The sequence below is a fragment of the bacterium genome (assembly GCA_023150945.1).
In the GTDB taxonomy this organism is placed as follows: Bacteria; Zhuqueibacterota; Zhuqueibacteria; order Zhuqueibacterales; family Zhuqueibacteraceae; genus Coneutiohabitans.
In genome coordinates, this window is the sequence record JAKLJX010000007.1 from 256,706 (window position 1) to 277,126 (window position 20,421).

General features: G+C 60.8%; 16 protein-coding genes. 7 read left to right on the forward strand and 9 right to left on the reverse strand.

Annotated elements, in window-relative coordinates:
* Positions 1 to 84: 84 nt before the first annotated feature.
* From L6R21_12055 to L6R21_12085, 7 genes are all read left to right on the forward strand, one after another.
* On the forward strand, positions 85 to 2,022 hold the full coding sequence (locus L6R21_12055; GenBank protein MCK6559919.1) for an NACHT domain-containing protein: 1,938 nt from the start codon (positions 85 to 87) through the stop codon (positions 2,020 to 2,022).
* A gap of 119 nt (positions 2,023 to 2,141) precedes the next feature.
* Positions 2,142 to 3,170: a SpoIIE family protein phosphatase gene (locus tag L6R21_12060; protein MCK6559920.1), complete on the forward strand. Its 1,029-nt coding sequence runs from the start codon at positions 2,142 to 2,144 to the stop codon at positions 3,168 to 3,170.
* Positions 3,171 to 3,267: 97 nt separating this feature from the next.
* The gene (locus tag L6R21_12065; GenBank protein ID MCK6559921.1) at positions 3,268 to 4,467 is read left to right on the forward strand and encodes a glycosyltransferase; all 1,200 of its coding nucleotides are present in this window, start codon (positions 3,268 to 3,270) and stop codon (positions 4,465 to 4,467) included.
* A 143-nt stretch (positions 4,468 to 4,610) separates the two neighbouring features.
* Complete coding sequence (locus L6R21_12070; protein ID MCK6559922.1) at positions 4,611 to 5,378, forward strand: rRNA pseudouridine synthase; 768 nt, start codon at positions 4,611 to 4,613, stop codon at positions 5,376 to 5,378.
* Between the two features lie 66 nt (positions 5,379 to 5,444).
* The gene (locus tag L6R21_12075) at positions 5,445 to 6,638 is read left to right on the forward strand and encodes a glycosyltransferase (GenBank protein ID MCK6559923.1); all 1,194 of its coding nucleotides are present in this window, start codon (positions 5,445 to 5,447) and stop codon (positions 6,636 to 6,638) included.
* A gap of 44 nt (positions 6,639 to 6,682) precedes the next feature.
* Positions 6,683 to 8,389 (forward strand): CehA/McbA family metallohydrolase, encoded by a 1,707-nt coding sequence (locus L6R21_12080; protein MCK6559924.1) that lies wholly within the window; start codon positions 6,683 to 6,685, stop codon positions 8,387 to 8,389.
* A gap of 186 nt (positions 8,390 to 8,575) precedes the next feature.
* Positions 8,576 to 9,202, forward strand: a complete 627-nt coding sequence (locus L6R21_12085) for a hypothetical protein (GenBank protein MCK6559925.1) — start codon at positions 8,576 to 8,578, stop codon at positions 9,200 to 9,202.
* A 91-nt stretch (positions 9,203 to 9,293) separates the two neighbouring features.
* Here L6R21_12085 and L6R21_12090 read toward each other — a convergent pair whose 3' ends face one another.
* From L6R21_12090 to L6R21_12130, 9 genes are all read right to left on the reverse strand, one after another.
* Positions 9,294 to 11,102: an alkaline phosphatase D family protein gene (locus L6R21_12090; protein ID MCK6559926.1), complete on the reverse strand. Its 1,809-nt coding sequence runs from the start codon at positions 11,100 to 11,102 to the stop codon at positions 9,294 to 9,296.
* Between the two features lie 451 nt (positions 11,103 to 11,553).
* Entirely contained in the window at positions 11,554 to 12,093 is a 540-nt protein-coding gene (locus L6R21_12095) for a GNAT family N-acetyltransferase (GenBank protein MCK6559927.1), read from the reverse strand.
* A gap of 59 nt (positions 12,094 to 12,152) precedes the next feature.
* Positions 12,153 to 12,665 (reverse strand): hypothetical protein, encoded by a 513-nt coding sequence (locus L6R21_12100; protein ID MCK6559928.1) that lies wholly within the window; start codon positions 12,663 to 12,665, stop codon positions 12,153 to 12,155.
* A gap of 85 nt (positions 12,666 to 12,750) precedes the next feature.
* Positions 12,751 to 14,244: an ATP-binding protein gene (locus L6R21_12105; GenBank protein ID MCK6559929.1), complete on the reverse strand. Its 1,494-nt coding sequence runs from the start codon at positions 14,242 to 14,244 to the stop codon at positions 12,751 to 12,753.
* 167 nt (positions 14,245 to 14,411) lie between these two features.
* Complete coding sequence (locus L6R21_12110) at positions 14,412 to 15,977, reverse strand: M20/M25/M40 family metallo-hydrolase (GenBank protein ID MCK6559930.1); 1,566 nt, start codon at positions 15,975 to 15,977, stop codon at positions 14,412 to 14,414.
* A 172-nt stretch (positions 15,978 to 16,149) separates the two neighbouring features.
* Complete coding sequence (locus L6R21_12115) at positions 16,150 to 17,715, reverse strand: capsule assembly Wzi family protein (protein ID MCK6559931.1); 1,566 nt, start codon at positions 17,713 to 17,715, stop codon at positions 16,150 to 16,152.
* Between the two features lie 12 nt (positions 17,716 to 17,727).
* Positions 17,728 to 18,306, reverse strand: a complete 579-nt coding sequence (locus L6R21_12120) for a c-type cytochrome (protein ID MCK6559932.1) — start codon at positions 18,304 to 18,306, stop codon at positions 17,728 to 17,730.
* Between the two features lie 166 nt (positions 18,307 to 18,472).
* Entirely contained in the window at positions 18,473 to 19,195 is a 723-nt protein-coding gene (locus L6R21_12125) for a polysaccharide deacetylase family protein (protein MCK6559933.1), read from the reverse strand.
* Positions 19,196 to 19,252: 57 nt separating this feature from the next.
* Complete coding sequence (locus L6R21_12130; protein MCK6559934.1) at positions 19,253 to 20,368, reverse strand: radical SAM protein; 1,116 nt, start codon at positions 20,366 to 20,368, stop codon at positions 19,253 to 19,255.
* Positions 20,369 to 20,421 lie beyond the last annotated feature (53 nt).

Below are 20,421 nucleotides of genomic sequence, written 5' to 3' on the forward strand. Positions count from 1 at the left end.
CTCCTCCAGGCGCCAGCGAACGGCCTCGCGCATCCCCGATTTCTGCTTTTCAGCGCATTACGCAAGAATGGTGGGAGAGACACAATGATCGAAGACGTTCTTGGGGCTATCTTCAAGGAAGCGGCCAAAGCTGGGCAGTGGCTGATTGAGAAAAACAAAGAGCTGGATTACACCGGCGCTGCTGCCAGGCGCTACGCTGCTCATTTGGAAGAACGCTACAATACCGTCCGTGTTTTTGGCATGGACAAACCCTTGCCGCTGCGCGAAATTTTTGTCAGAGTGAACGTTCTCGAAAAGATCACCGCGCGGCAACGAATCTCCATTGATGACCTGCGCAGCCAGTTTGAAAGCAACCGCCGCAGCTTCGGGACTGCAATCAAAACGATGGACGGCCTCGCGGTTGCCAATGAGCTGGCCAAGTTCATCGTCCTGGGCAAGCCGGGTTCAGGCAAGACTACCTTTCTGAAGTTCCTGGCCCTGCAGAGTCTGGATGGCAGACTCAAACAAAAACGCCTTCCCATTTTTGTTGGAATCCGGGACTTTGCCGATTCCGGCAAGACGCTCTTTGAATTCATTAATTCCCAGTTTGACCTCTGCCATTTGCCCAATGCTGTGCCCTTTGTCACTCGAATTCTAAACCGGGGCAAATGCCAGATTCTCCTGGATGGCCTGGACGAAGTGAATACCGAAAGAAGAGATGAAGTCATCAAGGAGATTTATGATTTCACTGAAAAATACAGCAACAACCAGATCGTTCTAAGTTGCAGAATTGCGGCGTACAACCATTGGTTTGACAAGTTCAACGACGTTGAGATCGCAGATTTCAACGAAACGCAAATGCGCAACTTCGTCCATAATTGGTTCAGGGGAGAACCGGAGGTTGTTGAACAATGCTGGCGAAAACTGAATGAGAACCGGCGCATCCAGGAACTGGGCACAAATCCGCTTCTGCTGACGTTGCTGTGCCTATCCTTCAATGAAGCCATGGATTTTCCGCAGAACCGGGCGGAGCTTTACCGGGAGGCCATTCACGCATTCCTGAAAAAATGGGACAGCAGCAGGAGGATCAAACGGGATGAAATACTGTATCGCGGTCTCACCGCCATGCGCAAAGAATCCCTGTTTGCGAGAATTGCTGCAGCGGCATTTGAAAATGATGAATACTTTTTCCCGCAGCGCAACCTGGAGCTGTGGATACTCGATTTCGTCAGACATCTGCCGCGCGTCAGGCGGGAGGCGCCCGAACCCGATGGCGAAGCTTTGCTCAAGGAAATTGAAGCACAGCACGGTATTTTTGTCGAACGGGCCAGCCGCATTTATTCCTTTGCCCACTTGACCTTTCAGGAGTATTTCACTGCAAGATACCTCGTCGATAACGCCGCCAAGGGAACCATTCAAAAACTGGTCGAACATCACCTGATCGACGATCGCTGGCGGGAGATTTTTCTGCTGACGGCAGAAATGCTGGATGATGCAAGCCAGTTGCTGCTGCTCATCGATCAGAAATGCCAAGCCATCGGGTTGAACACCACCGTAACAAAGTACCTGGAAGCAAGCAACGAAGTCGTGAAGGCCTCTTCACCTTATCCGCCGCCGATCAACCGGGCATTGGCGCTTTTCAAAATTCTGGATCACACCCTGCAGATTCTCCTCGTCAGGGAGTCAAACCAGCGCAGCCTTCTCACGCAAGCGCGGGAGCTGGCGTCTGAGCTGGCGGTTGGCATTGCCTATGAACTTATCGGCACTGCGGCCATTCACAGCACGCTAAATTGGGATTACGCATTTGAAAACGCCAAAGCCCATTCATTCGCGGTGGCCTTCAACTACGACACCGAACTCGTTGCTACTGAGTTGATCTCTTTTCTCAAGGCGAATGTCATTCTGATCGAATGCTTGAACACCGAGTGTTGTGTTTCAGAATCTGTGAGACAGGGGGTTGTCGACGGTCTCTTGAGTTCTTCGCGGTTTCAACACCCAGAATCCCGGTTACGCCAGCAAGGTCTGGGCCATGCCCTGCCGTAAAAGCCGAAACGGCGCTGGCCGACAGAGAAGTGCCCGGGCTTGAAGGTGCGCTGCAGAAGGAACAAGGGGCATACGTCTGCGTATGACTCCCCGTCAAATCCCAAGCGACGGAGGATAGCATGGACACCCGCATTCTACAGCGCATTCGCGAAAACCTGCAGCGCCAGCGCCAAAACCTGCTGGAATGGTGGCAGGCCGCGCCTAGCGCCAAGAAAAAAATCCGCGTCGGCCCGCTCGAGGAAACCTCGGTACAGGCGCATCTCCAACGCCTGGAAGAAGCGCTCGCCAAAGCCGAGAATCAAACCCTCGGCCTGTGCGAAGTCTGTCACGAATACATCGAAGCCGACCGGCTGGAGATGGACTTCACCGCCTGTGTGTGTATCGATCACTACTCCGCCGAACAACGCCGTGAGCTCGAAGCCGAACTCGAACTTTCGCACAAAGTGCAGAAGGCGCTGCTGCCTCAGGAGATTCCCCATGTTCCCGGCCTGCAACTCGCGGCCTTCAGCCAACCCGCGGCCATTGTCGGCGGAGACTACTTCGACTTCTTTCACTTCCGCGACGGCGCGCCCGGTCTGGCGGTTGCCGATGTCATGGGCAAGGGCGTACCCGCCAGCATGTTGATGGCCAATCTGCAGGCGGCCTTGCGCATTCTCGTGCCGGAAAGCGACGGACCGGCGGCGGTGATCAGGCGGCTGAACCGGCTGTTCTGCCACAACGTGCATTTGATCAAGTTCATCACCATCTTTTTGGCGCGCTTCGAGGCCGGCCGCCGGGTGCTGGCATATTGCAACGCCGGCCACAATCCGCCATTGCTGCTGCGCGGCCTGGAGCAAGCCGGCCCGCCGCTGCAATGGCTGCAACCCACCGGCGCCGCCATCGGCCTGGCAGAGAGTTTCGACTACCGCGAGGAAACCGTCGCGCTTGCCCCGCGGGACGCCTTCGTGCTGTACACCGACGGCATCACCGAGGCCATGAATCAAATGCAGGTGGAATTCGGCGAAGAACGGCTGGCGCAAACCGCGGCGCAGTTTCGCCACTCCTCGCCGCAGGACTTGATCCGGCACGTGCGCCTGGCTTTGCGCGACTTCACCGGCAGGAATGGCTTTGCCGATGATGTGACCATCGTGGCGGGCAAGGTCGAATAAGCCGCCGGCTCTTCATCACGGCTGTTCTCATCAGATTGCCGGTTCGAGCTGCAGGCCGTCTCAAAACTCGCATTTCGTATCTGCTCCACACTTCGCTATGCTAGTTGCCGCCATTGTGGTGCTCGCCTTTTTGACCTTCGGCTATGTCTGTGCGTTGCTCTGGCTGACGCAGGGATTGCGCGCGGCGCAACAACTCCACAGTGACGAACACGAACACCACGGACAATCCTCGCCGGCGCTTCCACCCACCGTCACCGTGATCGTTTGCGCCCGCAATGAAGAAACGCATCTGCCGCAGTTGCTGGCCGATCTCAGCCGGCAGGACTATCCGGCGGAGCGGCTGCAAATTTACCTGGTCGATGACCGGTCCAGCGACGGCACCGGTGCACTGATGGCGGCCTTTGCCGCGCAGCACCCGAACGCCCGCCACTTGCGCATGCACGACACGCGGACGGATTTCGCGCCCAAGAAGCGCGCCCTGGATCATGCCATCCGCCAGGCGCGCGGCGAAATCATTCTGCTCACCGATGCCGACGCGCGCGCGGGCCCAACCTGGGTGAGTGAAATGGCGGCGCAATTCCGCCCCGGCGTGGTGATGGTCTGCGGCTATTCGCCTTACCTTCCCCGCACAACGCTGCTGCAGAACATTCTGGCGTTGGAGTATTTTTCGCTGGCGGCCGTGGCAGCCGCCAGCATTGGCGCAGAGCGGCCGCTGACCTGCACCGGCAGCAATCTTGCCTACCGGCGGGAGGCCTATCTCGTCATCGATGGTTTTGCCGGCATCGCCCATTTCGTTTCCGGTGATGACGATCTCTTCCTGCACAAGATGCACGATCATCATCCCGGCCGCATCGCTTACGCCGGCCATCCTGCCATTCAAACGGCGGTGCGGCCGCCGGCTTCCTGGCAGGAGTTTCAATCGCAGCGGACGCGTTATGCTTCCAAAGGGCGCCATTACCGGCCCGGCGTGACGCTGGGTTTGGCCGCAGTGTACTTGCTCAATCTCCTGCTCGTCGCCGGCCTGCTGTCCGTTCTGCTCGGAACAACAGCGGTGTTCGCCGCGACGTTGGTCTGCGGCAGCCTCAAAGCGGGCAGCGAATTTCTCTTTCTGCGGCGCGCGGCAGCCTGGTTCAAAGAGGAAAGCCTGCTGCAATATTTTCTCCCCGCCGCGTTGTTGCATCCGTTCTACGTGGTCTATTTTGCCACGCGCGCGCCCTTTGCAAAATTCACCTGGCGCGGACAAAGCTTTGCCACGACCACGGCCGTCCAACAACCGGCGACCGTGCGCAGCCGGTGAGGCGCCGCGTGCTTGTCTTGTCCGCCGTTTGCACCAAACAATGACTGCCCGGCCTGCGCGCCGGGAATGAAATTCCTTACCTTCAGTTTGCGATGGATTCTGCCCACGCTCACCGGCAAGAGGCACCCAAAAAGCAGCGGGTCATGCTCGTGCGCGCGCTGTCGAAACTCGGGCTGTGCTCACGCCAGGAAGCACGGCGCGCGATTCGCGCCGGCCGCGTGCAGGTCAATGGCAAAACCGCACGTGACAGTCTGTACTGGATCACGCTCGGCGAGGATCAAATCGTATTCGACGGCAAGCCGCTCAGCGCAGCCCAACCGTTGCGCTATTTCATGCTGCACAAACCAGCAGGCTATGTCACCACCCGGCGTGATTCCTTCGGCCGGCAGACGGTTTTCGATTTGATGCCAATGGCGCAAACCAAACTCGGCAAACCTTCAGGCGCAGCGCCCGGCCGCGATTGGCTCTTTCCCGTGGGCCGGCTGGATTTTGATTCGGAAGGGCTGCTGCTCTTCACCAATGACGGCCCCCTGGCTGACGCCCTCGCGAGTCCAACCAGCCACGTCGAGAAGGTCTATCGGGTGCAGTTGGATCGTGTGCCGCCGGAGACGGAACTGCGGCGGTTGGAGCAAGGCATTCTGCTGGACGGCCGCCTGACGTTGCCGGCCAGAGTTGAATACGAATCGGATCATCACGAAGGCCGCTGGCTGCGCATCACCATGCACGAAGGGAAAAACCGGCAAGTGCGGCGCATGTTTGCGGCGGTGGGCAGCAAAGTTCTGCGCCTGCTGCGCGTTCGCATTGGCCCGCTGAAGCTCGGCAACTTGGCCGTGGGTGAATGGCGGGAACTCGCCGCCACGGAAGTGCAAGCCCTGCGCCGGGCGGTTGCGCGGCCGCAGGCTCCTCAATAAGAAACGACGAGAGATCCCCACCAATAAGTATTTTCGGAAAATCGCGGCTTCACGCCGGACGCCTGCATGACTGGAATCGAAATCACTCTGCTCTGCTTGTTCGGATTGTATACCCTCGCCTCGCTGCTTCTTTTGGTTGGCACGGCCCGGGCCGGCGCTGAACAACACAATCCGAATCAGGCGGCCCGGCCGCGCGTCAGCATCCTGGTCGCCGCCCGCAATGAAGAACGCCATCTCCCCGCCTGCCTGCAAGCGTTGGTGCAGTCCGACTATCCCGCGGCGCAGCTCGAAATCATGGTGATCGACGACCGCTCGACTGATCAAACCCGGCAGATTGCGGCCAGCTTTGCGCAGCGCTACTCCTGCGTGCGCGTGCTTTCGCTCACGCAGCGGCTGGCAGGCATGTCCGGCAAAGCCAGCGCGCTCTGTCAGGGACTGGCGCACGCAACCGGCGAGATCATTCTAGTGACGGATGCCGATTGCCTGGTGCCGCCCACGTGGGTGGCGGCCATGGTCCGCCCTTTCACCCCACAAACCGGCTTGGTCGGCGGCTTCACTTTGCTCAGTCCATTTCACACGCTGCGGCCGGCGCAAGCAACAGACCACTTGTACGGTCGCGTGCAAACGCTCGACTGGATGTTCTTGTTGACCATCGGCGCAGGCGCTGCGGGCTGGGGCAAACCGGTCTCGATTCTCGGCAATAACTTCGGTTTTCGCCGCCAAGCCTATGACCAAGTCGGCGGCTATCGCGCCATCGGCTTCACCATCATCGAAGATTTTGCGCTGATGCAGAAGATCGTCAGCGAGACGGCGTGGCAGGTGCGCTTTCCCCTGGAGTCGGCCGCGGCGATTTACTCCTTTCCGCCCGCCTCCTGGCGGGAGTTTCTGCGCCAACGCCAGCGCTGGGCGGCTGGCGGCAAAGAAATGGGCCTGCTCGCCAAATCCCTGATGGTGGTCGGCTTCAGCGTGCAGCTCGCGCTGGCGCTCGCCGCCGTGCTTTCACCCGCGCTGCTGGCTGCCGGCCTGCTGCTCAAGCTGGGCAGTGACTTCATTCTGCTTTGGCGTTGCGCCGCCGCGCTGCGGGCGCGGCCGCTGTTGCGCAGCTTTCTGTTTTTCGAGTTGTATTTCTTTCTCTACTGCTTCGCTCTGGCGCCCACCATCATGTTGCCGGCGACGGTTCATTGGAAGGGCGTGCGTTATCGCTGGAATGTACGCGGCCAAATCAGAAGCGTGGAAGACTTGCCCGAGTCTGCGCCCTGAGGAATGCCGCTTGCCTGGTGGTGCCTCGCAACGATTGAGATGACATGCCCATTCTGATCAGCTTTTGGAGTTTGGCCGCGGCCGTTGGCTTCGACCTTGACGGGATGACCCTGCCGGTCGCGCTGCTGTTTTTCCTCTATGCCGAGATTCACTATCGTTTCAAATTCACCCCCAGCCGGCTCTATCGCCGCCAGCCCGAGATTCTCGCGGATGTGCCGCAGCGGCTCGAGCCGCACACGCCTCTGCCGGTCTTGTTGATCGTCAAAGATGCCGGCCGCTTTCCCTGCGAGCTGCAATCCCTCACCGTCACGCTGCAGCTCGCCACGCCCGCAGCCGATTCCAGCAAGCCCTTCACGCACCAGATCACCTTCAACGAAATCATCACTGCGCCAATGTGGTGGCGGGTTGTTCCGGTTATTCTGCCGGCCGAGGCACGAGGACTGGCGCGAGTCAACGTCACCATCGAATATCGCATTGGCGGCCGGCAGTTTCGTTGTGTGAATGACAACTATGCCGGCACTCGCCATGCGCCGCTGCAACTGCTGCTCGCGGAGGAGCCGCTTCCCGCGCTGCCGGGCTTTTGCCAGGGCGATTTGCACTGCCACACGGATGCCACCAGCGACCAGGTCGAATTCGGCGCGCCGGCCGGCGCCTATGCTGCGCTCGGTAAAGCCATGGGCTTGTCCTTTTGCGCCGCGACCGACCATTCCTATGATCTCGATGATTTCCCCGATGATTACCTGCACAATGATCCCGAGCTGCGCAAATGGCGCAGACTGCAGGAAGAGATACATGCGCTCAATGCCAGCGCCTCCGGTTTTGTCGTCATTCCCGGCGAGGAGGTTTCCTGCGGCAACGCCGCCGGCCGCAACGTGCATTTCCTCATTCTCAATCACTCCCGCTTCATTCGCGGCAGCGGCGACAGTGCCGAACGCTGGCTGCGCACCCGGCCCGATCACACCATCGCGGAGGTGCTGGCCCAGCTCGAGGCCGGCGCGCTCGCCTTTGCCGCGCATCCCGCCGTGCCGCCGCCCTTGCTGGAGAGAGTGTTGCTCGGCCGCGGACACTGGGCGGACGCGGACCTCGCGCATGCGCGCTTGAACGGCCTGCAGTTTTGGAACGGCGGCAGGCTTTGGGAAGAACAGGGCATGCAACAGTGGCGCGAAATGTTGCTGGCCGGCCGGCGTGTCTACACCATTGCCGGCAGCGATGCCCACGGCAACTTCAATCGCTTTCGCCAGATTTCATTTCCCTTTGTGAAAATGGTGGAGCATCACCGCCATCTCTTCGGCAGTGTGCGCACCGCCGCTCTGCTCGAGGGCGGCCTGCAGCTCGATTCTCTGCTGGCGGCGCTGCGTCACGGCCGCGCCTGCATCACCACTGGTCCGTTGCTCGATTTGCGCGTAACGCATGCAATGGGCAAGCAAGCCCGTCTGGGCGATCACATTTCGGCAGAATCCGGCAAGATTCAAATCTCGGCGGTGAGCACGGAGGAATTCGGCAGATTGGTGCAGGTGAAAATTTGGCGGGGTGACCCGGCGCGGCGGAGGGAGGAAATTATTCATGAGGCGCAGCCGGCTGCTCGAGCGTTTCATTATCAGGCAGAAATCGCGTTGCCGCGCGCCGCGCGTGACTTCTACCTGCGCGCGGAAGCGCGCACCGAGCGTGCGCCGCTGCTGCCCGAGCAAAGTGCCAGTTGCCGCGCCTTGACCAATCCGATATGGGTCACGCCGGCGCATGTACAAACCTGAGCATTTTGCTCTGCGGAGATGCACTGCACGGCGTGTTATCCGGCGAGGAAACTGTGAACCGCCGGGAAACACGCCCGGCGAATCAACTGAGTAAACGAATTGCACCGCCGTGCCGGCTCACGGCAGTGGTCAATGCCGGACCGGTTTTCGGCAAACCATCAACTTTGTTGAGAGGGAGGTGCGCTCATGAAGAAGATCGTTTTGCTGGTCGCAGCGCTGGTTCTGCTGGTGATGAACGGCTGTCTCTTTGTCGAGGCCGTTGAGGTTCGCATCCGCTTCTTTGGCAACGATCAGCCGCCGGAGGTGACGCTGATCTATCACAATCTCTCCAGCGATGCCGAAAGCGAGACCAGGCTAAAGGAAGATTTTGCAGACATGATTTCGAGCTGGCAGAGCAATGCGGACTCGCTCGAGCTGGCTGAAAAAGGATTCCAGCTCAAGGATCAGCAGCTTTACCTGAAAGAAGGCAAACTGCAAGCGCGCCGGCTGGCGGTTGTCACCGGCAACCTGGCGGAGACGCTGCGGGAAAGCGGGCAGAGCGCGGTCGCCGGTGAGTTGCTTTCCAACGACGAGAGAATGCTGGTGATCGACGCGAGCGAAGGCACCATCACCGCGACCAATGCGAAAGTGTACAAGACCGGCAGGAACTTCGTGCTGACCTGGCCGGAGGAGATGCGGGAGATTTATTGGATTCAACGCGTACCGACCAATACCGACGAATATCGCCAGGCACGCCGCAATCGCCCGGCTTTTGTGAAAATGTTCGAAACTTTCCAGCAAGAGCAAGCGGCGGCCGCGAACGTGCGTCAGTAAATCGCCCGGCGAAGAAAACCGGCGGCGAGATGACGGCGGCGCGCGAGCCAACCGGCCTTGCGCCGCTGGAACGGTGCAGGTCGGAGATACTTCAGCGCAACAGCAAGAGCTTTTGCGTGGCAAAGTGGCGGCGGCCCTGCGCCTCGGTGAGTTTCACGCGCACAAAATAGAGGCCGCTGGCTGCCGGCCCGCCGGTTTCATCGTTGCCCAGCCAGCGAAACTGTCGCACACCAGCGGGCAGGGAGCGGCTCAGAATCCGGCGGCCGGTGAGATCATAAATCCCCACCTCGATGACGGCCGAAGGCGCCGGCGCGAAGGCAATGGTCACGGCAAATGGCGCTTGCGCCGGCGCAAAGGGATTCGGGTAGATCTGCGGCAAGGCCAGCACGCGCGGCACCGCGTCGGGCGCAGTGACCGCACTGACGGCCGCGGGGCGAATGGTCTTGCCTGCCACCAACGCGCCGAATTCATCCACGATCTCCAGCCGGACCGAATCCGCGCCGTGCACCGTGACGCGGCCGTAAGCGTCGTTGAAATTGCCGCTGCTGATATTCTGGCCGCCGCCGTTCCAAATGTTGAAACGGAACAACTCGAGCAGAAACACCAGCCGCGAGTTGGATTGTTCGAGCGCGCCCGCCATCAACTCCGGCAGTCCGGCATTTGTGCCGTCGTCAATCGCCGCGGTGTGCGTGTCGCCGCTGAGCACGATCACATTCTTGATATCATGCTCCGCCAGGAACTGCAGCAGCCGCTCCTGATCCGCCGGAAATCCCACCCATTTATCCGCGATTCCCAAACCGATGCGCAGCAGTGAGCCGGTGCCGTAGCCCGGCACCGTGAGGATGCTGTCTTGCAGCATCACGGAAAGATCGATCACCGGCCGCAAGCCGCGATTGAATGGCACGGTGGAGACGATGAATTTCCAATCCGCGGCCGAGGCCTGCAATTCCCGCAGCAGCCAGTCCATTTGGTTTTCCCCGGCCACGTCGGCATAGCCGGCCAGCATCGAATGCTGCGGCGCCGGCGCAAATTCGATGCTGTCGGTCACCGGGTTGTAAACGAAGGCCTCGAGATTGGGACTACGCTGCGCGCGCGTGTCCAGCATGAAAAAGTCGGCGTTGGCGCAGGAGAATTTGTGCCAAATGCCGCCCTGCGGATTCGCCAGCGCATAGCCGGGGAAAGCCTCCTGATAGCCGCGAATGCTGTTCGCTCGCACGCTCGCCGGCACCGTGATTGTGCGCATGGAATCATTGCGTGGATAGCTCAGCGCCGAGGCATCGTCGTTGAGGTAATCATGATCATCATAAACATAGTCGATCGGTGTGGTGCGCAAGACTTGCTGCAGCGCATGCGAGGTGTCGTACTTCGCACGATAGCTCTCCTGCACGCGGCGCAGGTCGGCGCTGAACACGCGCTGCGGCTGGGCCGGTGAATCAGTCGTGTCGGGATAACACCAGTCGCCAATCTGCAGGAAAAAACGCAGATCATCATTCTGCATGACCGTGAAGACCCGGCCATCCTCCGGTTGCGGCTGCCGGCGCATGACGATGCACGAGCCAAAGGCGAACTGAAACGGCGCGCGCTCGCCTTCCGGCGGAAAGGTTTTGAAGCGGCGTACTTCTCCGGCGGGCTGGCCGTTGACCAGCGTGCGGTAGTAGTAGCGTTGATCGGGCTGCAGGCCGGAGAGTTCGAGCAGCGCGGCATAGTCCCGCAGCGAATCGGTGCGCACTGCTGCGCTGGTGCGGGCGGGATTGAAATTCGGCGTCGCGGCGAGCTGTATGGCCACTTCGGCCGCGGGCGCCACGCGCGCATAGAAGCGGGCCGATTGTGAAGTGACCGCACCGGCAAACGGGCCGTGCGTCAGGGTTTGCGCGGACAGCGGCAGCGCGCACAGGCACATTCCCAAGACAATCCAGCCGCAGCAATGCCGGGCAGAGAAGCGAGGCCTTCCGGCAGCGGCGGCATTCGATGATGGCGTTCGTGCCCGCATGTTCATCGGTTCAAAATCGAAAAAGGGTGAGCAGCTTGACTAATGATAGGTTGGGGGATTTCTCCAGCAGTCGTGTCATCCCGCCGGTCTCTTCGTGAGCGAGCGACGCGTCGCAGAATCCACCATGGCTGTGCAGCAAGTATTGAAAGAAGGCTTCCCGCATGACACGTTGGTGTACTGTTACGCCGATTTGCTTGGGTGGCCCATTTGACTTGTCATCCAGTAGGAAACTTGCAAATGATTCGGCGCGGACCGCTATTCTGCACAGGATCCTCGCAGGAAGACACTGGGGGTGGACAAACTTCTCGAGATCACAACGCACGGCGTGGTGTCAGGCCCAACTCAACACTGTCGCGGCGCTTCAGCGTGGGGGAGAGAGAATGCGATCCGGCCGAACTACGGCATAAATGAAGTCGTCGATCGTCTGCCCATCCTTGGTGGCGCTGCAGCGCAGCCGCGCTTCGCACACATAGCCCGCCTTTTCCAGCACACGCATCGAGGCTTTGTTCCATTCGAACACCGTGGCTTGAATGCGGCAGAGATCGAAGTTTGCGAACATGAATGCGGTCATGGCCGTCACCGCTTCGCTGACGATGCCGCGGCCCCCAAACGCCTCGCCCAGCCAGTAGCCGAGCTCGGCGGAGCGGCGATCGACATCGTCTTTCAGCACGAAACCGATGCCGCCCGCGGCCTCATCGCCAACCACGATGGCGAAATTGGTGCAGGGATCTTGGGCGTCGGCAAATGCGATCCACGCCTCGGCATCGGCCAAAGTGTAGGGATGGGGAAAGCGATCGCGCACATTGCGCCAGATCTTGCGATTGTTGGCATGCTGTGCCAGCGCTGCGGCATCGCCCGATTGCCACGGGCGAATGAGACAGCGCGCGAGTTTGAGTTCCATCGGAGGCTCACGTCAGGCGGCCGCGCGTTTGCCCGGAGAAATGCCGGACAGCAGCGCGATTACTTGGGCAGAGCAGTTTTCAACAGCACGGTACACGAGGAGTCCGTCATCGTCTCACGGACAATCGACCCGTTCGGCACGGCGCCTTGCAGCGAACCAAATGCGGTGGCGTAGTCATTCTTCTGCCATTCCAAAAGATAAGCTGCCCAGCGTGAGGCATCCATCAGCGCGGCCTGCCTGGCCTTGCTCTGTGCCACCGCCGCCATTCTCTCGCCCGGCGGGATCTTCCCGCGACCGACGGTCCACAGCGTGCCGGCGGCGCCATCAATTGCGCGCGCGCCCAACTCGCGGCGCGCTGCGATTTCTTGCGGCTGTTGCGTCACTTTTTCCTGAAGCTGCAGCAGGGCTTGCGCCGCAGCTTCGTCAGGCACAGGCGCTTCCGGCGTCGAGGGCGCGCCCTCGCGTGCCGAAATGGCGCCGCCTGGTTCCGTTTCAGGCTGGCGCGGCGGGTTGCCGTTTTGGCAGGCCAGCAGGGCGAGCAGGGCAACTGGAAGGAGAAAGAATGATCGCATGAATGCAGCTCCTTGGTTCGACTTTTTCGAGATGAAGGATGCTGGCTCGGCGCAATGGCCGTTCTACTTCCAACACAACACTGCTTCACTTCAATAGAAGTAGCGTCGAAAGCGGCAGCGAGATGATGCGCGGATCATCTGTCCCCGCCTCCTCACCGAGCGTGATCAGAAGGCCGAAAGGTGCGTTGTAGTGCGACTTTTCGAGAAAAACACGCAAGCCGAGCGTGTCTTTGAAATCGATCTGCCGGCGGTACTTGACTTCCAACGGAATTCGCTGCTCGCCAACGGTAAGAATGAAATCCACCTCCGGTTCGGCGCCGCGTTCGGGAAAATGAGTTACGCCGAGATTGACGATCGAGCGCAGGAAATAGCCGACAACACTTTCAGCGATTCGCCCGGCCAAATCAGCGAGATGCGGAGATCGTTCCAATGCCGCGGGGGCGAGCGGTACGGTTTCTTGCAACCAGGCGGCACGCAAGGCGTGATCGCACAGGCAGAGCTTTGGCGCTCCCCTCTTCTTCTTTAGACGCAACTCATGGGGCTCGATCAAGCGCAACAGCAGCGTGCCGTCCAGGAACTTTAGATAGGCCAGCACGCGTTGCGGGCCGATATTCGCGTGCAAGCCCTGGCGCAATTCCGTCAGGTAGAGGGCTTGCGACGGCGCCTGCCCGGCATAGCGGCAGGCCAGGCGAAACACTTCTGCGAGCAGATGTTCGTCACGCCGCTGGCCGCGCGGTCCCATCCTGAGATCATGCTGAATGGCGCGGCGGATGACGGTTTCGTTGAGCTGATCCGCGAGTTTTTTCCAAAGCAGTTCGGTGCGGCCGTGGGCCACAGGATAGGCGCCGCGCTCTGAGAAAGCTGTGAAAGCAAGACGCCGGAACTCGTGGTGCTGCTCGCCAAAGCGGCGCAACTCCTGCCAGAAGCTTTTTTCCTTCAGCGCCGCCAAGCCATTGTCAGGAAGAAATGCGGCTACATCTCCGAATGCTCTCATGTGACCGATCTCACGCAGGAACAGCGGCCCCATGTCCAGCGTGGTGATGCGCCCCGCCAGGCTGTCCCTGCCGGCCTCAATGCGGAGAGCAGAGCTGCCCGTTACCACCACCCGCACCGGCTGCATATCCACCAGATGTTTCAGTTGCGGCGCCCAATCCGAGAGGTTCTGAACTTCATCCAGGAAAATGAGCGCCTGCTCGCCGTCCCATGCGGCCTGATTCAGGCTCTTCCCCAGCACCGAGTCGGCATACCAACGCACCAGGGTGAGTATCGGTTCGTTCAATCGTTGCAGTTGCGGCAACTCGTCGAATTGAATGCGGAGGATGCGCAGTGGGGCGATTCCTTCATCGAGCAGAGCTTGAATCGTCTGGTTGATCAGCGTGGTCTTGCCAACCTGGCGCGGACCGCGCAAGACAGTGATCGGCGTCACACCGCTCTGGAGATGGTTCAGAACCGGAGCAAAGGCCCAGCGCCTGATCGCCGGCAGGCCAAAAATCCGCTCGCCGCGCCACCAGGGGTTGTCCTCTCGCAAGGTGGCTTCCAAGTCAGCAGAGAGCGAAGAAAACAGAGTTTGTTGTTCCATGGGAGTCAAGAAACCTTCTGGCACTGAACCGCTGACTTGCCGCGAGTTTCCTGCTTGCCTGCAGACCACAGCAAACTCGTGAACAGCCGGAAACGCCACGGCGTACTGCACAGGATTCCTTCGGAATGACACGGGGAATCACTTATGCAAGTCAAGACTGCAAAGCACTACCGCATCGTCGTCTGCGCGGCGGCCGGCGGCTTGGGCAGATCCTTGCGCGGCAGCTTCTCGTCGCGCATGGCGGCGTGATACACAAACGTTGCCATCACCACCGCGGCCTGCATCAAATCGCCGGCCTGCAGATGATCGTAAACGTCCATGTTGGAATGATGCGTGCGCGTGCCGTATTCCATTGGATCTTGAATGAACTGAAAGCCGGGCAGGCCCACGGCATCAAAGGGCAGGTGATCGGTGCCGCCGGTGTTGCGAATGGTGAGCGTGGTCGCGCCCAGGTCCTCCAGCGGCTTCAGCCAGGCGGCGAAGATCGGCCGCACCATTTCGTTGCCCTGTAAATACACGCCGCGAATCTTGCCGGTGCCGTTGTCGAGATTGAAGTACGCCGAAAACCTCTCGTGGCCGGGCGTGAAGCGCATGGTTGCGGGATCGCCGAAATGCTTCTTGACGTACGCGCGCGAGCCCAGCAGGCCCTGTTCTTCCCCGCTCCACAAGGCAATGCGAATGGTGCGGCGCGGCTGCACTGCCAGCGCACGCAGAATGCGCACCGCTTCCATGGCCACGGCGCAACCCGCGGCGTTGTCGGTCGCGCCGGTGCCGGCATGCCAGGAATCGAGGTGGCCGCCGAGCATCACGATTTCATCCTTGAGCTTTCTGTCGGCGCCGGGAATTTCCGCCACCGTGTTGTAGCCCAGCGAATCGGCTTCATGGAATTTGTTCTCGATCTGCACCGCCAGCTTGACGGCAATACCCTTTTCCAGCAGGCGCACGATGCGGTTGTAGTGCTCTGCCGCCATCACCACCGCGGGCAGGTCGACCGGCGCGCCCAGCGTGCGGCTGCCGCCACCCTGCACGAACACGGTGCCGTAGTCGCCTTTGCGGCTCGGCTGAACCAGCACCAGCGCGCCTTCTTCCTTGAAGAAGCGTGCGGCTTTGTCGCGCAGCTCCCGCAGCCGGCGATACTCCTCGCGGCGCGCCTGCCAGTCGGACCGGCCGTTCGGCAATTCCATTTGTGCGAGTTCGGCAAGCTCCTTTTCATCGTGGCGATCGCCTTCCGGCTGGTCGTGAAACGTGATGGTTGCCGGCGGACGGGTGAACACGATCGCGCCGCGCAGTTTACCGCGATATTTCGCAAAATCGGCTTCTGATTCGACACTGGCGTGCACCACGGTCGCGGTCACCGCGCCCGCAGTGCTGCCGGTCCAGGCTTCGGGATAGGCGATCAGCGGCGCGTACTGCGGCTCGATCATTTCCAGGGAGAATTTTTCCATCGTCCAACCGCGGCCGAACGTGCCCCAGCTCTCCAGCGTGGCATTGGCGAGTCCCCACTCTGCCAGTTTCTTTGCGGCCCATTCGCCGGCGGCCTTCAGGTTGGGCGAACCAGTCAGGCGCGGGCCATGCACATCGGTGAGATAAAGAGCGGTCTCCATCACTTTCGAGTTGTTGAAGCCCTCGGCTTTGATGCGGCTGACCATGCGCAGGTCGACGTTTTCCTGCGCCCACAGCAGCATCGGGCCGAGTAGCGCCAGCCACACGAAGACGGCGAACGTTCGTCTCATCGTTCACTCCTGCTTGGTTGGGGGTGATGGGTGCACTGGTTTGAGATGGCGGAAGATACAAAATGAAGCCATACGTGGCGAGTATTTTTTTGGCACAGCCGGAGGGGCGGCAAATTCGCGCGATCGTGGTGACCCAAATCGTGAGCACGCTCGACTCGGCCGGTGGGGCGCCTCACCAATCCACGCGCAGCGAGAACGCGGCTTGCCGGCGGTGGGCGGTCGCGCCGGCTACGAAGCCCGCATTTTTTCGGGCCTCCCACTCCAGCGCCATCCCCAAATAGACCTCCCGCCGGATTTGATTCTCCAAGGCCAAACTCCAATCAAGCGTCTTGATCAACGTGCCTTGCAAGAAGCCCTTGGCATTGCCGTCTTCCGGCCGGTGGGCGCGAAACAAATCGCCGCGGCCGTTGCGCTGCCAGCGCACTTGGCTGGTCAGGCGCAGATCGCGATGCGGCTGCCAGCCGAGTGCCAGCGCGAGGCGATCGGCATTCGGGCCGTAGCGGCTGCCCAAGCCTTCGCCATCCTGCTCGTAGATGTTTTGGGGAAATTCGTGGGTGTAGACGAAAGGATCGACGCGGCTGTATTCCAGCCGCAGCTCCGCGCTGCGCCAGCCGAATGGCTGCGCCCAAAAACCGCCCGCGAGCCAGGCAAGCTTGTTGCCGAAATACGTGCCGAGAGGAAATTCCAGACTCAAATCGTCGATGTAAAGCTCCCCGTAGAGTTTCACGCCCGGCCGCGGAAACCAGGTGAAATCGAGCGTGAGCACATTGTTGTCTTTGTCGCCCAGCAGATGCTCGGCGGCGTGATAGAGCATGAGCGGATTGAGGTACTCGAACTCCGCGCCGCGATCGCCATAGATCACCACCTCGCCGGCGCCAAACAGGAAATTCGAGAACGGCATGATCTCCAGGCGGTGCGCCGCCAGAAACTTGTGCTGTGCCGCGCGCAGGTTGGCGTGCACGAACACGAAGCGAAACTTCCGCCAGCGGGAATCCAAGCGCACGAGATCAAAGGGTTGATTCTCGCGATTGAGGGCGAGCTGCGTGAGCGGGCTCACGCCCCAGGCGAACTGATTGCGGCCGGCTTCGATTTCGAACCAGGGCAGTTGCAGCCGGGCATAACCGATCGCGGTCTCCTGGAAAGCAGACTCGCCGGAAAGCACCACCGGCCGGCCACTGCCGGGCGTGAGCACCTCTGCGGAATCGGGCGCGCCGCGCTCCATAATATTGCTCACCTCCACCGCCAGCAACAAGCGCGGCGGAAGCTGGGCGCGCAACCGGCCGCCGGCGCGCGTGCGCGAAATTTCCAAATCTTCCGCGGCGCTATCCCCGCGCTGGAATTCGAAGCGCTGCATGCCGAAGACATCGACGAAGAGGCGGGCGCCGCGTTCTTCATAGCGCCAGAAATTGCGCTCCGCACCGGCGGGCCGCGTTGCGCCGGCAGCCGGATCCGTGAATTCCGCGAGGTATTGTTCGAGCAGGGCCTCATCGGCGCGGGAAAGCTGGCGGCGCGCTGCGCGCGCCGCCAGCAGAATTTGCCGCACCTGCTCACGATCCACCGGAATCACGTGCAGATCAAGACTGCGCTGCGGCAAATAGGCGACCAGTTTTTCCAGAAAGGGATAAACGGAATGATAAAGAGGAACGGCGGCGGACTGGGCATGCAGCCCAGTGCCGCCGAAGAGGAACCAACAGCAAAGGCACAGGCCAATGCGTGCGGTTGTTTTTGCAGTTCGCATGCCGGACCGGAATCAATTTCCCGGAGCCGGTGGCGCGCCCGGCGGCACCGGCACCTGGTTTTGAATGGGCGGCAGGGTGCGCAGATAAGCCCACACCGCTTTGAGATCACTGTCGGTCATCTGTGCCACGTTTTGCCAGGGCATGGGCGGCAGAATTTCGCGGCCGTTGGGTTGGCCTTGATGCTTGCCGGTGCGCATCGCCTGGATGAACGTTTCTTCGGTCCACTCGGCAATGCCGGTTTCCATGTCCGGCGTGAGGTTGATGGCGAAGCTCACGCCCCAGGGGCCGGCCCACGCCGTGAGCATGGGATTGGTCAGTCCCAGCGCGTTGTTCTGTTGCAAATCACTCGGATTCCACGTGGGGTAGGGCGCGTCAGCCGGATGCCCCGACAGCATTCTGGCAGAATCCGGCAGCGGGAGGCCGGCCGGGCTCATCACCTTGGGCGTGTGGCAGTCGTGACAGCCGCCGATGTTGACGAGATACTTGCCCCGTTCGACGGGACTTTGCTCGATTGCTACCGGCTTTTGTTCACAGCCCGCCAGAGCTGCCAAACAAACGCCGGCAACAAAAACAGCGAGATTCTTCTTCATCTTCACATCCTCAGTCTGTTGATGGTGGGAATACTTGAGAATTGATCACGTCGGCGCGCACACACAGGTTGCGCCGAGTCGGTTTGCAGAAAAAACCGGCCTTCAAAATAACAGGGGGGCGCAAAAAGTCAAACAATTCTTTTGCTGGAGAAAGTGCCGTCACCGCTCAAGCATTTTGCGATTCAACCGCAGCCCGGGCGGACGGGCCGGCTGCAGCGGCAGGTTCGGCCTCAAAATCAACATTGGGCAACGCCGCGAAAGTGAAGCCGCGGCTGAGCAGCACGGGCAGGCAGGCGCGCAGGGCCGCGGCAGTTTTGCCGGCGCAGGCATGGCCGTCATGCAGCACGATGATGCTGCCGGCGGTGGTGTGGCGCACCAGGCAATCGGCAATCTGTGCGGCGGTGCGCTCGGGACGGAAATCCCACGGCAACACCTGCCACAGCACGATTTGATGATCGTGCGTGCGCGCGTAGCGCGTCAGCGACGGCCCAAACGCGCCATAGGGCGGCCGAAACAAGCGCACGGGCGCGGCCGCGAGATCTTCCAAAAGCTTGCGGGTCGATTCCAACTCGGCGGCAAAGGTCTTCGCCCCCTGCCAGCGCAAATTGGGATGATGCCAGGTGTGATTGCCGATGCGATGGCGCGCGGCGAGGGAGCGCACCAGCTCCGGATGCCGCTGCGCCCGTTTGCCGATGAGAAAGAAGGTGGCGGGCAAGCCGAACTCCTCCAGCACCTCCAGAATGAGCGGCGTGCGCTCGGGATGCGGGCCGTCATCGAAGGTCAGATAAACGCGCCGCTGCGACCCCGGCGCGCGGCACCACAGTCGCGGCAGCAATCGAATGAAAAGCTCGGGCATGCGCTCGAAGCGCTTGAGAAGGACTTGCGTCACGTTGCTCTTGGGGTTGAAAAGGGATTGAACCGAGCGGCCGGTGCGGCCGCGCCACGATCAAACAAACAGGCCGATACCTTGATTGCAGTTCCGGCAAATATCGATGCTCGCGCGTTGCGTCAGCATGCGCCGCCGGAATTGCTGATAGGCGCCGGCTTCCCACACCTCGGCGAAGCAGGCGGTGCGCAGATCGCCGGTGGTGTGATGGCCGTTCTTGTCGAAGCAACAGGGCACCACCGTGCCGTCCCAGTTCACCATCGTCGTCAGCCACGGCCGCGGGCACACGCCGCGCCCGCTCTTCACGGCAAAATCACTTTCGGTGAGATGGTAGCGGCGATAACGCTCCTCGCTCGGCAGCCAGGCGCGCGCTTCTTCGAGTGTTTCCACTTGAATGTTCTTCTTCAAAAACCGATCAACGCCAAGTTCCCGCGCAAGCTGCGCCATGGCCGGGAGCTCGTGTTCGTTGTGCTGCATCAACAAAAATTGCATGAAAAGATAGGGCGTTTTGCTGCGCAGCCGCTGCTTGGCCGCCACTAGATTGCGGATGCCCTGCAGCACCTTGGCCAGCGAGCCGCCGGCACGATAGCGGCTGTAAGTCTCCTGCGTTGCGCCATCCACCGAAATTACCAGGGTATCGAGGCCGCTGCGCACGGTGGCCTCGGCGGTGGCGGGATCGAAGTAATGCGCATTCGTGCTGGTGGTGGTGTACAGGCCGCGGCGGTGGGCATAAGCCACCAATTCGGTGAAGCGGCGGTGAATGAAAGGCTCGCCTTGATTGAAGAACACCACGTACAGGGCGCGGTCGCTCAGCTCATCGATCAGCCGGGTGTAGGTGGAAAAATCCATGCGGCCGTTGGGCCGTTCCATCGTGCCGTTGCCGGTCACGCACAGCGGGCAATGCAGATTGCAGATGTTGGTCGGCTCGATGGTGAGCACCGGCGGCACGCCCCAGACGATGCTTCTTTTCAGCAGCGCGGACAATGTGAACGAGGCAAGCGTCTGGGCGGCATTCCACAAGCGCTTCAGCGTGAGAGTCTTGAGCAGCCGGCCGAAGGCGACTTCCTTGCCGAAGGGCATTTCCCAACGATCGAAACCGGCGGAGCTGGCTGCCGGCGCATCGGCGGCAGGCTCTGCAACTTTCGTGTCAGCGGGCAAGATGGGCAGATTGATCATTGCGGGTCGATTTTTCTCCACGTAGCATGAAGGGGATTGACAATCATGTTCAC

What these genes read in the sequence shown, in the direction of transcription:
- L6R21_12080 (MCK6559924.1), top strand. Translation starts at nt 6,683, where the DNA reads ATGCCCATTCTGATCAGCTTTTGGAGTTTGGCCGCGGCCGTTGGCTTC.
- L6R21_12105 (MCK6559929.1), bottom strand. Translation starts at nt 14,244, where the DNA reads ATGGAACAACAAACTCTGTTTTCTTCGCTCTCTGCTGACTTGGAAGCC.
- L6R21_12070 (MCK6559922.1), top strand. Translation starts at nt 4,611, where the DNA reads ATGCTCGTGCGCGCGCTGTCGAAACTCGGGCTGTGCTCACGCCAGGAA.
- L6R21_12060 (MCK6559920.1), top strand. Translation starts at nt 2,142, where the DNA reads ATGGACACCCGCATTCTACAGCGCATTCGCGAAAACCTGCAGCGCCAG.
- L6R21_12055 (MCK6559919.1), top strand. Translation starts at nt 85, where the DNA reads ATGATCGAAGACGTTCTTGGGGCTATCTTCAAGGAAGCGGCCAAAGCT.
- L6R21_12110 (MCK6559930.1), bottom strand. Translation starts at nt 15,977, where the DNA reads ATGAGACGAACGTTCGCCGTCTTCGTGTGGCTGGCGCTACTCGGCCCG.
- L6R21_12100 (MCK6559928.1), bottom strand. Translation starts at nt 12,665, where the DNA reads ATGCGATCATTCTTTCTCCTTCCAGTTGCCCTGCTCGCCCTGCTGGCC.
- L6R21_12130 (MCK6559934.1), bottom strand. Translation starts at nt 20,368, where the DNA reads ATGATCAATCTGCCCATCTTGCCCGCTGACACGAAAGTTGCAGAGCCT.
- L6R21_12090 (MCK6559926.1), bottom strand. Translation starts at nt 11,102, where the DNA reads ATGTGCCTGTGCGCGCTGCCGCTGTCCGCGCAAACCCTGACGCACGGC.
- L6R21_12065 (MCK6559921.1), top strand. Translation starts at nt 3,268, where the DNA reads ATGCTAGTTGCCGCCATTGTGGTGCTCGCCTTTTTGACCTTCGGCTAT.
- L6R21_12120 (MCK6559932.1), bottom strand. Translation starts at nt 18,306, where the DNA reads ATGAAGAAGAATCTCGCTGTTTTTGTTGCCGGCGTTTGTTTGGCAGCT.
- L6R21_12115 (MCK6559931.1), bottom strand. Translation starts at nt 17,715, where the DNA reads ATGCGAACTGCAAAAACAACCGCACGCATTGGCCTGTGCCTTTGCTGT.
- L6R21_12075 (MCK6559923.1), top strand. Translation starts at nt 5,445, where the DNA reads ATGACTGGAATCGAAATCACTCTGCTCTGCTTGTTCGGATTGTATACC.
- L6R21_12085 (MCK6559925.1), top strand. Translation starts at nt 8,576, where the DNA reads ATGAAGAAGATCGTTTTGCTGGTCGCAGCGCTGGTTCTGCTGGTGATG.
- L6R21_12095 (MCK6559927.1), bottom strand. Translation starts at nt 12,093, where the DNA reads ATGGAACTCAAACTCGCGCGCTGTCTCATTCGCCCGTGGCAATCGGGC.